Source organism: Calidifontibacillus oryziterrae, from assembly GCF_000331575.1.
GTDB classification, from domain to species: Bacteria; Bacillota; Bacilli; order Bacillales; family Bacillaceae_J; genus Calidifontibacillus_A; species Calidifontibacillus_A oryziterrae.
This window is the reverse complement of record NZ_KB223527.1, coordinates 95,625-107,837: the sequence shown is the minus strand read 5'-3', so window position 1 is coordinate 107,837 and position 12,213 is coordinate 95,625. Positions and strand designations below refer to the sequence as shown.

The window sequence follows — 12,213 nt, the reverse complement described above, 5'->3', positions numbered from 1 at the left end:
ATTTATAGAGGGAGGTATTTTCATGATTCATGATATAGGGGAATATATATCATTTTTAGATGGGGTTAGAAAGCGAACAATGGATTTTGCTAAAGCTGTACCTAACTCAATGCTAGAATGGAGACCAGCTGAAAATAAGTTTTCAACAGGTGATTTACTTCGTCATTTAGGATCTTCACAGCTTATGTATTTACATGCATTCGAGACGCAAGAATGGGTTTATGGCGGCCATGATCGTACAAAAGGGGAAACAATTGAAGAAATAATAAACTATTTAAATGAATGTCATGAAAAACTAATTGATGGGTTATCTACATTAGGAAATGATCTATTAATTAAAAAAATTCCTACCTTGCACGGGCATGAGGTTAGTTCATGGAGAATTATGATGGCGTGTGTGGAGCATGAAATTCATCATCGTGGACAGCTTTCCACTTATCTTCAACTAAACAACATTCAACCACCTAAAATATTTGGTTTAAAAATTGAAGATGTCAAATTGTTATAATAAAGGGGACAGAATAAGAAAGTACACTCCAATTGGCTTTCGGACAATTGGGGTGTGTTTCAATTGCTTTGTCCCTACAATTTTGGAGATAACTAATAGTACTATTACTAAACAAAAGGATGAGATCTAAATGCTAAAATATAAAACCATCAGTTCTTGGGATGAACAATTATGGGAGCAGGCAAGTATTATATACGAAGAAGCGTTTCGAGATCACAGTCCAAAAAGTGATGCAATTATCCGAAATATGTTTGTTCACAACCTTTGTTATCTTCACGTGGTCATAAATGAGAGAGAGCACACTGCACCAGTTATCGGCATGGCAATATCAGGAAAACTACCATTACTTCATTCATGCTTAATTGATTACATTGCAATTTCTAAAAAACATCGAAATAATGGATATGGATCCATGCTTGTTAACTATATTAAAAATTGGGCGATCACAACAATTAAGTATGATGGAATGATTGTTGAAGTAGAGGCAGATAATACGGAAATCAATAAGAAAAGAATCAATTTTTGGGAAAAATGCGGATTTCAACAAACTAATTACATACATAAATATATATGGGTACCAGAGCCTTATATGGCCATGTATCAAAGACTTTCTGACTATTCCACGATTCCTGCAAATGGTGTAGAATTATTTAAGCACATTGGTACCTATCATAAAAAATGCTTTCAAGGTCAGAAAGTGGATAAATGAATACCTCTTTAAATAAAAACTATTTCATAAAAACATAAATAAGCTTGTTTATGCCTTTTACAACAGGGAGACTAGGACTAATCGCCAGTAGATTGGGACTAATCTCCCTTTTTCATGTGAATGACTTTACATTTATATTTGTAATAGAGTATACTCAATATTACAAATGTTCTTTATAAAGAACAACAATGGGTTATTATTTAGAACGGGAAAGTCGACGTTAGAACAGACGCGAAAGGAAGTGGAAGGGGGGATTCATTTAATTTTTAGAGAAGGGACAAAAGAAAATGGATGGAAAAAAAATCAGAGATCTTCGAATAAAAAGAGGTCTTTCTTTATCAGAATTAGCAAAGCTTTCAGGAGTATCTAAATCATATTTAAGCTTTATCGAACGTGGAAAACAAACAAATCCTAGCATTGAAGTAGTCGAAAAAATTGCAGCAGCATTACAAACAGATATGCAATCAATCCTAAATGTAGCACTACCAAAAAAACAAACTAAAGGAGCGCCTATTGATTTAGATACCGATGTCATCCAGCTGGCAATTGAAATGAGTAAGTCCAATATTGATAAAGAAAAATTAAAACGACTAATTGAGCTATTAAAGTAAAGGCTACAAAACAATAATGAAAGTTATTGTTTTGTAGCTTTTGTTTTTTTCTTATACAAGGTAGGGATGATACTATCTAGAGCTTGAAATTATGTATGGAAACGTTCGTTATTTTAAACAAAAAGTTCTTTATAAAAAACGAAATTGTTAGATATTGAAAGGAAATAAACGTATTTTTAAGCATTGGTGTTCTTAATAACGAATTTCGGCTGTTTTTAAGGTTTTGTTTTTTCTAGATTAGAATATATACTCAAAACATCGGGTTCGATATAAAGAACGAAAGAGGTGTGGAAATCAATCCTCTTGATGTAGAAAGAAGGTGATTCATATCAGAAGTAAACGAATTCGGAAGTTTAAAAGAAAAAAATCAAAAGAGTTTTTCATAGTTCTTCAAGTAGTTGTTATAAATTATGGAATATTTTCATCTGGTGCATTTCTTTCAGCGCCAAGTAACGCTTCGTTCAATGATATTGAATCAGTGAAGTCAGCTCTTCATGTTAAATGGGATGCAGCGGATGTATGGGATAAAAGTTCCTTAAAAGCAGTAGGGCAAGGCGTTATAAATGAAGTCCCATTAAAGATCTATTTTTTAGTTCAAAATGGTCAAGGATCTCGTGACATGGCTGGGCCTACTGATTACGAAGTGTATTTTACTAAAAAAGGAAATCCTAAAAACGGTACTTTAGCTGCAAACGGAAAACTCGAGGCTTTAAAAAGCGGAGAAATTGGTCAGATAATTTTCCAACCTTCAGAATCTGGAATATATAAAGTTAAAATCTATCAGCGCACAGGTCACCCTGGTAAGGGAGAACTATGGAGCGAGGACGTAACTGTCAATTTAGAACTTAATAATTTAATGATGACATTAAATGTAAATCTATTAATTGGCTACGAAACCGGTGCAATTACACTCGAAGATCTTGAATTATTAAAATCAGGGAAGCTAACAGAAGATGATTTAAATGCTGTTCTTGATGGAACTGTAGACATGAAAGACTTTGTTAGCTTTAAAAACGGAGATCTAAACCGAAATGAGTTTGATGCTTTAAAAGGTGGCATTCTTACCTCAGAAGATTTAGCCGCACTTGATAAAAATAAGATTACAAGAGCTGATTTAGAAGCACTTATTAGTGGATCGCTAAACCGAGTAGATTTCGATTCTATAAAGGAAGGAAAGATAACAAAAGAAGATTTACAAGCATTAAAAGATGGAAAAATTACCCGGAAACAATTAGATTCCTTGATAAATGGTGACATGAATCGAGATGATTTTGATTCATTAAAAGAAGGAAAGATTACCGAAGAAGATTTACAGGCATTAAAAGATGGAAAAATTACCCAGGAACAATTAGATTCCTTGAAAACAGGTGAAGTGAACCGAGAAGACTTTGATGCAATAAAACAAGGAATAATTACGCTAGATGATTTAAAAGCACTCAAAGATGGAACAATCACCGAAAATGATTTAAATAGACTGAAAGAAAATAGTTTAAGTCGTGAAAACTTTGATGCTTTGAAGGAAGGGAAAATTACTCAAAGTGACCTTCAAGATTTAGAGGAAGGTAAAGTCGATCAAGATAGTTTTAAAGATTTATTAGCAGGAAAAATTACTCGTGATCAATATGAAGCAATAAAAAATGGACCTATCCATGAAGAAACTCAAACCGGATCAAACAGTTCAACACCTGAAGGCTCTTCAAATGGTGGTGGCGGTGGTGCTTCTGCACCTAAAGATTCTAATGAAACTGAACTACCACCTTCAGAAAATCCAGAGGAGTTACCAACACCAGGAGCTGAACCTAAAGATCAAGTGGTAGATCCTAAAGATCCACAGGATGGTGGAGGAGAAACAGACTTACCACCTGCTAATGAAGAAGAAAATCCGGAATACGATGGTGAGGAACCAGGTTCTGACTCAGGTAACGACCAAGGAGAAGGTGAAGGTAACGACCTAGATCCTGCTGATTCTGAGTCAGGTGATGATTTAGAAGAAGAAATTCCAAGTGAAGACGAGGAGCAGTCTAACGAGGAAGACAATAGAGATTCAACCGATGATCCTGTTATTGGCACACCAATCGAAACTCCAGCGAAAAATGAAGACGATGAAGACAGTCCTCAAGAGGAAGATGACAGTTCACAAGATGGAGAAGATGCGGGATCAGAAGAAAGCGGCAGTACTGAAGATGGAGAAGGAAACGGTTCAGAAGAAGAAAGCGGCAGTACTGAAGATAGCGTAGACGACAGTTTACAAAATGATGAAGATGACAGAACTGAAACACCTGAAGGTGATCAGGAAAGGGAAAACTCTCAAGACGATACAGAATCTCCATCTGAAACGAATCCTCCAGCGAGTGTGAATGATGAGAGTATCAACGATAACAACAGTCATGATCAAGAAAATACTGAAACTGAAAACAGCGGACCTAGTGGAGAGTCTACAAAACCAGATGGAAATCAAACCGAGACGAACCAACAATCTAGTGCGCCAAGAGAAACTTCAACATCATCAACAACAAACAATGATTCTGATACATCCAATTCAACTGCGTCAGTCAGTATAGAAAGAAATAGTGTCCTTGCAGCGGGATCAAGCCAGTTAACACGTACATCTAATTCCTCTACTATAGGTATCAATGTAAATTCAGTCAATAAAGAGTCAGATCAAAGTGGAATTTCAACTCTTGTTACAGCTCTAGTAAATGAAAATTAGAATAATCAATCTAATATTTAGGAGTGGTTTTTCGTGAATTTTAAAGTATGGATAAGCGGCATTGTAAATATTATCCTGTTTGCCGTTTTACTTATCATGGCCCTTGCATTTGTCCTTTCAAAAGCGTCGGGCGGGGAACCAAATGTGTTTGGATACCAAATAAAGACCGTATTATCTGGTTCGATGGAGCCTACTTTTAAGACGGGGTCTATTATCGCAATTAATCCTGACATTAAACTTGAAGCACTTCAGGAAAATGATGTCATTACTTTTAGAATCGATGAACAAAATCTTGTCACGCATAGAATTATTGAGGTCATTAAACAGGGAGAGGCTATCATGTTTCGAACAAAAGGTGATAACAATGATGCACCTGATTCTGATCTAGTGCTTCCACAAAACGTTGTTGGAAAATATACAGACTTTACGATTCCATATGCAGGGTACTTTATCAATTTTGCAATCTCAAAAATGGGGGCAGTCTTTCTCTTAATCGTCCCTGGCTTACTATTACTTGGATATGCCGCCGTATCAATTTGGCAAGCAATTCGTTACCTTGAAAGAAAACCAGACGAATCTACAACCAAAAGTGTTTAATCTTTTCGATTGATCTCCCAAAAAGGGTTCAATAATATATTTAAAGGAAATTAAAGGAGGAAAAACAAATGACATTAAAAAAGAAGTTGGGAATGGGGATTGCAGCAGGAGCCTTAGGATTATCATTAATTGGTGGTGGATCATGGGCAGCATTTAACGATGTAGAAACAACAAATAATACATTTGCAGCGGGGACATTGGATTTAACTGTTGGTGAAGCTTCAACAGTAGACTTTGAAATTAGAAATCTTAAGCCTGGTGATCACTTTACAAAACGACTAGTGCTTGGCAATAATGGTTCATTAGATATAAATCAAATTTTAGTTACTGCTAATTCACTAGAAGGATGGGAAAACAAAGATATACTTAATTTAAATTCACAAATCGGTGCCGGTTCCGGCGATAATTCAGAAGCTGAGTTCCTTTCACAATTTAAAGTAGAAGTCTTTGCAGCAGGTGGAGCAACAGCTTTGGCAACAAGTACTTTAGCTGATTTGGTTGCCGCTGCAGGTACATTTGAGTTAACTGGTACTGACGATGCAACAGTCGGTTTAGCAGCAGGTGCAGATCCGATCGAATATGATGTAAAGATTACATTTGAAGAAGATGATACACTATTTGCTGGAAGTCGTTTAATGGTACAAAACAAATACCAAGGTGAAGAAGCAAGCGTTCAATTCGTATTTGAAGCAACACAAATGCCTGGTGAAGACCGCGGCAATGACGAAGAAGCACCAACACCAACTTTATAATTTGACATAAAGAAAACTAATAATTAACAAGTTTAATTACTTAATAAACTGATTGAATTAAGGAGGAACTAATAAATGAATATTAAAAAGAAATTAGCAATGGGTGCAATGGCAGCAACAATGGGAATTTCAATGATCGGTGGCGGAACATGGGCAGCATTTAATGATATTGAAGAAGCAAATGCAACCGTTGCTGCAGGGGAACTACACTTTGATTTAAAATCATTAAACAATGGACCAATCAACTTTAATGTTTCAAATTTAAAGCCTGGTGACACTATGACACGAAGCATTAAATTACAAAATACAGGTACATTAGCGATCAAAGATGTGATGCTCTCAATTGACAACGTTGATTTCACTGATTACAATCCTGGTGATATCGTTGATGCCGATATTTGGGGTGTAAATGACGAGATTGAATACTTAAGCCAGTTTAAAGTAACAGTGGCAAAAGTCGGAGCTGAAACTGGTTCAGGACCTGATGGTGGTTTCCCTAAAGATATCATCGTTGATGATATTACGTTAGCAGACCTATACTTAGCATCAGCACTAAGTGGGGTAGATCCTGCCGCACAAGCTACCGCAAGAAGCACTATAGCTGCCAATGTAAATCCTGATTATTACGAAGAAGGACGAATTAATGTTTCAACTGTTAATCCGGACGAGTGGAGTGGATTACCATTAATTCCAAGAGATCCTGATAATCTTGAACTTACAATTGAATTTGATGAATATAGCCAGAGAGATGATCGCGGAGTGGAAGACCAAAATAGATTCCAAGGTGACACTGCCGACGTAACATTCACATTCGAAGCCCGTCAATGGGGTGGTCAAGAAGTAACAGACGAAGATATGGACGGTACAGATGTAAGAACAAACAGAATGGCTAATAACGGTGAACCACTATTAGATTAATCATAAAAATTGAGGTGGGGATTTTTCCCCATCTCAATTTTTATGTATGAAGCAAAAATAGTAAACATAAAAAAGAGCTGCCCACACGAGCAACTCTTTTTTCATTAAGTATTTGTAAAACAGTTAATTTTCAAAACTTCTACTCATCACTTTTCTTTTGTTGTTCACGTTGCCATTTGCTAAACTCTAAAAATTCCCGAAATTGTTGCTTACTAACTCCAGATTCCATTGCTTCTTGAGCGAGTTTAATCCAGTCAGGATCAATAGAATCTTCTTGGAATTCAGGATTTATTAACGTTTGCACATTAATATTTAAGACAGAAGCTATTTTTTCCAAAAACTGTAGGGATGGATTCGATTGGATATCCCTTTCAATCGAGCTTAAATAGGATTTTGCAACCCCTGCTTTTGAAGCTAGGTCAGATAGTGAGAGTCCTTTTTCTTTTCTAATGGCTTGGATACGTTTTCCTATCATTGAAATCTCCCTAAATGTTTATATTTATACATAATAATATCATGAATGTTCATTATTAGAAACATAAATGTGCTTTATAAAATTAGAAAAAACTTATGTATACTAATAATGTACATATGACAGAAGGGCGATCACAATAAGTCAATTAGAAGAGCCAGATGATATTTTAGGTGAACTTTTTAAAAACTCTCTTACATCCTCTAATGAAAGTCCTATCGCTTTTGCTTCTAAAAGTAATTGTAACCATTCAGTATCAACATTTACGGGCAAATTAATGTTGTTAGTCTTAGAAGACTTTCCGCTTTGAATTTCCATAACTCCCCCTGGTTTTCTTACTTTTGGTAGCCCAGCTATCATAGTATTTCCTTAGACCTGTGGCTTTGCGTCCCTGTCTTTCAAGCAGGTTTGCCTTTTCAAAGTTTTGAATTTTTGAAGATTCATTTGTTAAAATAACAATTTGCACAAAATCGAGCCGAAAGTTTTGTTATTCATCATTGATGAAAGTTGAATAAAATAGAAAAAATGTCGATTCTTTTATTAGTGTCAACCTCCTAAAATGAATTTTACTTAGTAAGTTTTTTTCTGGAGAAAAGCTATAACCATTTTAGTCTAGATTAATTTTACATTAAATATCTGAAAGTTTTGTAAATTTTCAATCCAAAAAGTTATATAAATAACGACATGTTTAAACGAAATAAGACTAATCAATTAGAAAAAATGTAAAACTTTTTTAACAAAATTTAAGGTTTTCAAATTATGGACTTTTCTTTAGTGGCTTAAAACTACATTATTTTCATTGATTACTGGTTTTGCATAAATAATATAACGGTCTGGTGCGTCTCCAATATAAGTGAATGGATAACATGTTGTAACGACGAGTTCTTCAACAGGAGCTGTAGACTTAATAATGGATTGATCATCCGCATCTACAATTCTAGTAGCTTCAATTTCGTAAATGAAACTTCCGTATGGTAGTTTCACAGTCATCTTATCGCCAATTTTTAATTCACCCATTTTACGGAAGACCGTATCCCTGTGTCCAGATAAAACTATTTGATCTTTTTGAGTTGGATAGGCTGTTCCTTTATAATGACCAACACCTTTTTCTAGTTCATCCTCTGATGTACCTTCCACTATGGGGAGTTCTGCCCTAATTTTCGGAATCGAAAGAATCCCAACAGTTTCCCCTATATTTGGTTGAAATTGTATGGTTTCATCTAAATTTGCATGATCTTTTGAATAATTTTCTAAAAGCGTATATGCCTCAGAAAGACTGTTTTCTTGAGAGTTAGAAGCTTTTAAAAATTTATAACCACCTATACCTATAAATAGAATACCCGTTATAAAGAATAGGAAAGATAACTTCTTTATCAAAACAAAGCCTCCCTTAACTCCATAGATTCATACGATAAATATAACACCAATAACGTTCATTATAAAGAACATAAATTAATGCTAAAACGGTGAAAATCTAAGTAAAACGAAGATATATTTAGAAAAAACCCACTTATCGTTCGTTAATAAGAATTTTTGGCTGATTTTGAATTTTTTCAAAAACATATTTTTAGAATATACTCTAATTGTGGGTTCGTTATAAAGAACATAACCGTGAGAAATTTGAATTTAAACTTTGATCATGGGGCGATCGATTATTATTAGCAAAAAAGATGAAAGGTGGTGGATGTAATGAGTTTATCAATGAAAATAACAAAAACTGTATCGTACACTTTTACTACATTGTTGTTCCTTCTATTTCCAATAGGCAGTCTTACAGTTTTAGCTGAAGAACAAAAAGAAATTGATATTGGCACAAATGTAGAGCCAGCCCCTAACAATTATTTCTTTAATGTTCGTAACATAAAACCTGGAGACTGGATGCCAAGAAATATCGAGATCAGAAACGATGGCAAACGGGATTTTAAATATACTGTGGCGGCTGAAAAAGTTTCATCAGTAAAGGGACTTTATGAGCAACTTGATTTGTTGGTAAAAAACGGGGAAACGGTTCTTTTTGATGATAAATTACCTAAATTTGAAGGATTAACACCACGTAGCTTATCGAGGGGTCATTCGGAAACATTATTTTTTCAGGTATCAATACCCTATGAGTTGGATAATAATTTTCAAGGTTCAGCAGCAGAGGTTAAACTTATTTTCTTAGCAGAAGGAATTAATAATCCTGGTGGTGGTGGAGACACTCCTGAGGATGACGATGATACCCCAGGCGGTGGCGGAAACACACCAGGAGATGATGGAGATATTCCAGAAGATGACGGAGAAACACCTAAAAATGGAGATACTCCAAATGGCGATAATACACCTAACAACGGTGATAATTCTGAAGGAGAACAAGAGGATGGAAGTACACCAGAGGAGAAACAAATTGAAGATGCAAATCCACCAACAATAGAGCCGCCGCTTGAAAATCCACCTTCTGACAATGTAATAACTGTTACACCTAAAATGGTAAATAAGTTGCCGAACACGGCCACAAACATTTTTAACTACTTGTTAATAGGAAGTGCTTTTATTGGAACTGGTGGTTTATTATTGCTTTATCAAATAATAAAGAGAAGAAAATATTTTCTAAAGAAATCTACAAAAACGATATCTTATTAATTAGACATCATTATGACTACTACTTAAATGACGATATTAATACGAAATAGTGAAAAGAGCCCTAAATTTTATGTTTTGGGCTCTTTTATATGTTTTTATTGTGACTTATATTTTATTGAACATGAAATCCATCGCAATATTGATATAATCATTATTTTAATCGAGTCATATTTTTTTGAAATTATTCATGAAATGATAAGGACTGTAATAGGATGTTATGTAATAAAAAACATCAAGATTGGAGGAATCATAATGGGAGAGAAGCTGTTGAAGATCGCTGTAATTTATTTTTTAATAGCTGTTTTGTTAGGAATGTTTATGTCAATGACACATAATTTTAATTTTACACCAGCACATGCACATATTGCTTTATTAGGATGGGCTAGTTTAGGAATTGCAGGTCTTATTTATATCCTCTATCCAAAAGCAGAAGCTAGTAAGCTCGGCAAAGCACATTTTTGGTTCCATAATATCGGCTTGCCCATCATGATGATTGGGCTATTGTTGCTTGAAGGTGGAATGGTGACGGCGGAGCCCATTATTGGAATTGGAGCGAATATTACAACAATCGGGATTATATTATTTGTAATCAATGTGTTTCGAAATGTCTCAGCTGCAGGTAGAAAGTAAATATAAAGTGAAGTTGGTAAGGCAATAATTTGGGCATTAATGATAGGCGGTTTTTATAAAAGAACAAATGCGCAAGCGACCTGCTTAGCGACGTAAAAATAAGAGCGCATCGACTGAGATAAAGGAAACACGACGAGGGATGAGTCGATGTTGACTTATCGCAAAAGAGATGAACGAAGTTTACTAGTCGCTGGACGCTGGAGCTGGACGACTACACTCTTTGCTATAGTATTTATCCACAGGATCAAATTTTATAATTTCCTACAGAATAAAAAAACCGAAGCGCAAGCGAATTCAAGTGCTTGTCTTCGGTATTTTTTTGTAATCCTAAGCAACTATAATTTTTAACATATCCTTTGAATGAGTTCAATTGAATTATTTTTTGGTGAATTTACTAAAGGTGACACTTCATAAGCTTCAAGCCAGTTGTCTTCTAATGGTTTTAAAAATTGCGTTAGCTGTTCTGCATTATTCAATGAAGGATTTAGCCAATTCTTTTCATCATTCGGCTTTAAGATGACAGGCATACGTTCATGAATTTCGGACATAAAATGATTAGCTTTCGTTGTAATCACCGTACATGAGTATATTTTTTCACCATTTGGGGATGTCCATCCTTCCCATAAACCGGCCATAGCAAAAAGTTCATCAGTTTTTAGTTTTATCCGCATCGGAGTTTTCGATTTATCCTCATGACGTTTCCATTCATAAAATGAATCAGCAATAATAAGACAGCGTTTCTTTTTCAAAGCTTGATGAAAGCTTGGCTTATCTGTGATAGTCTCAGCTCTAGCATTAATCATTTTATAGCCAATTTTCTCATCCTTCGCCCAGGGTGGAATTAAGCCCCAACGGAGAAACCCTAATCGGTTCTTTGTGCCATCATTTATGACCGATAAAACCATTTGCGAAGGAGCAATATTGTAGCTTGCGGTGTATAATTCCTCGTCAAAAAATTGCTCAATTTCAAAACGATCTAGTATTTCTTTTATTGGAGCACTAAGCGTAAAACGACCACACATGATTATCACCAATCCAAACATTTCATTTTGTATAGTTTACTAATATTAAAAGGTCTTTTACAAAAACTTTTACCTTCATTTTAGATTTTATTTTTACTTAGGGAAAACACAACTATTTCGACCGACTTTCTCTAGTTATTACATAAAATACGATATCATGGTACTATACTAAGTATATTACAAAAAAAAGATACAGAACAAGAAGGTAAAGGGGTTAATAGGGTGAACAAATTAGTAGCAGACGAAAAGTACACGAAAGCAAAGGAAAATTGTGATAATGATTATGAGAAATACTTTTTGGCGAGGTTCTTTGATTTAAATTTTACATATACGGATGAAACATGTACCGTTGAATTTGAGGTTGAAGACTTTATGCACAATCCACATCAAATTTTACATGGTGGAGTCATTTCTTTTGTTCTTGATGTTTCGATGGGGCATCTCTGTAAAAAAATTGTAGGAGCAGCTTTAACTGCCGAAATGAAAGTACAATATTTTAAAGCAGTTAAATCAGGTAAGCTGATATGTGAAGCAAAGTTTTTAAAAAAAGGCAGAAGAATTTCATTTCTTGAATCTCGCATGTGGGACTCTGAAGGAAATTTAATTGCGATGGCCACCGGTACATTTGCTATGATATAGAGGGAAATATTATCGGGAATCCA

The 12,213-nt window shown here is 34.9% G+C and carries 14 protein-coding genes and 1 riboswitch; of the genes, 10 read left to right on the top strand and 4 right to left on the bottom strand.

Translation table 11 applies throughout. The annotated features are described in order from the left end of the window. Nucleotides 1-22: 22 nt before the first annotated feature. The 7 genes from D612_RS0109010 (at nucleotide 23) to D612_RS18170 (ending at nucleotide 6,805) form a co-directional block, all read left to right on the top strand. A complete protein-coding gene (locus D612_RS0109010; protein WP_017755132.1) occupies nucleotides 23-508 on the top strand; it encodes a DinB family protein in 486 nt (161 codons plus the stop codon). A 130-nt stretch (nucleotides 509-638) separates the two neighbouring features. After that, nucleotides 639-1,217: a GNAT family N-acetyltransferase gene (locus D612_RS0109005; RefSeq protein WP_017755131.1), complete on the top strand. Its 579-nt coding sequence runs from the start codon at nucleotides 639-641 to the stop codon at nucleotides 1,215-1,217. 287 nt (nucleotides 1,218-1,504) lie between these two features. Then, nucleotides 1,505-1,828, top strand: a complete 324-nt coding sequence (locus D612_RS0109000) for a helix-turn-helix domain-containing protein (protein ID WP_017755130.1) — start codon at nucleotides 1,505-1,507, stop codon at nucleotides 1,826-1,828. Nucleotides 1,829-2,147: 319 nt separating this feature from the next. Continuing rightward, entirely contained in the window at nucleotides 2,148-4,538 is a 2,391-nt protein-coding gene (gene tapA / locus D612_RS0108995) for an amyloid fiber anchoring/assembly protein TapA (RefSeq protein WP_017755129.1), read from the top strand. Nucleotides 4,539-4,571: 33 nt separating this feature from the next. Next, nucleotides 4,572-5,135 carry a signal peptidase I SipW gene (gene sipW / locus D612_RS0108990; protein WP_017755128.1) on the top strand — a complete coding sequence of 188 codons (564 nt, stop codon included), beginning with the start codon at nucleotides 4,572-4,574 and terminating at the stop codon, nucleotides 5,133-5,135. A 68-nt stretch (nucleotides 5,136-5,203) separates the two neighbouring features. After that, nucleotides 5,204-5,887 carry a TasA family protein gene (locus tag D612_RS0108985; RefSeq protein ID WP_017755127.1) on the top strand — a complete coding sequence of 228 codons (684 nt, stop codon included), beginning with the start codon at nucleotides 5,204-5,206 and terminating at the stop codon, nucleotides 5,885-5,887. 75 nt (nucleotides 5,888-5,962) lie between these two features. Beyond that, nucleotides 5,963-6,805 (top strand): TasA family protein, encoded by an 843-nt coding sequence (locus tag D612_RS18170; protein WP_017755126.1) that lies wholly within the window; start codon nucleotides 5,963-5,965, stop codon nucleotides 6,803-6,805. A 139-nt stretch (nucleotides 6,806-6,944) separates the two neighbouring features. On the opposite strand, the gene D612_RS0108975 is transcribed toward D612_RS18170, so the two are convergent. The 3 genes from D612_RS0108975 to D612_RS0108965 all read right to left on the bottom strand — a co-directional run bounded on the left by D612_RS0108975 (nucleotide 6,945) and on the right by D612_RS0108965 (nucleotide 8,654). Next, a complete protein-coding gene (locus D612_RS0108975; protein WP_017755125.1) occupies nucleotides 6,945-7,280 on the bottom strand; it encodes a helix-turn-helix domain-containing protein in 336 nt (111 codons plus the stop codon). A gap of 141 nt (nucleotides 7,281-7,421) precedes the next feature. Next, nucleotides 7,422-7,595, bottom strand: a complete 174-nt coding sequence (locus D612_RS19265) for an anti-repressor SinI family protein (protein ID WP_083888499.1) — start codon at nucleotides 7,593-7,595, stop codon at nucleotides 7,422-7,424. 22 nt (nucleotides 7,596-7,617) lie between these two features. Continuing rightward, nucleotides 7,618-7,700: riboswitch (cyclic di-GMP riboswitch) on the bottom strand. 348 nt (nucleotides 7,701-8,048) lie between these two features. After that, on the bottom strand, nucleotides 8,049-8,654 hold the full coding sequence (locus D612_RS0108965; RefSeq protein WP_017755123.1) for a class D sortase: 606 nt from the start codon (nucleotides 8,652-8,654) through the stop codon (nucleotides 8,049-8,051). A gap of 312 nt (nucleotides 8,655-8,966) precedes the next feature. Here D612_RS0108965 and D612_RS18160 point away from each other — a divergent pair, with 312 nt between their 5' ends. Together D612_RS18160 and D612_RS0108955 are read left to right on the top strand one after the other, a co-directional pair. Beyond that, complete coding sequence (locus tag D612_RS18160) at nucleotides 8,967-9,899, top strand: hypothetical protein (protein ID WP_017755122.1); 933 nt, start codon at nucleotides 8,967-8,969, stop codon at nucleotides 9,897-9,899. A gap of 252 nt (nucleotides 9,900-10,151) precedes the next feature. Continuing rightward, nucleotides 10,152-10,529, top strand: coding sequence for a cbb3-type cytochrome c oxidase subunit I (locus D612_RS0108955; protein ID WP_017755121.1), 378 nt, complete (start codon nucleotides 10,152-10,154; stop codon nucleotides 10,527-10,529). 344 nt (nucleotides 10,530-10,873) lie between these two features. Here D612_RS0108955 and D612_RS0108945 read toward each other — a convergent pair whose 3' ends face one another. Next, entirely contained in the window at nucleotides 10,874-11,551 is a 678-nt protein-coding gene (locus D612_RS0108945; protein WP_017755120.1) for an SOS response-associated peptidase, read from the bottom strand. 222 nt (nucleotides 11,552-11,773) lie between these two features. On the opposite strand from D612_RS0108945, the gene D612_RS0108940 reads away from it, so the two are divergent. Further along, the gene (locus D612_RS0108940) at nucleotides 11,774-12,190 is read left to right on the top strand and encodes a PaaI family thioesterase (protein WP_017755119.1); all 417 of its coding nucleotides are present in this window, start codon (nucleotides 11,774-11,776) and stop codon (nucleotides 12,188-12,190) included. Nucleotides 12,191-12,213: the final 23 nt, after the last annotated feature.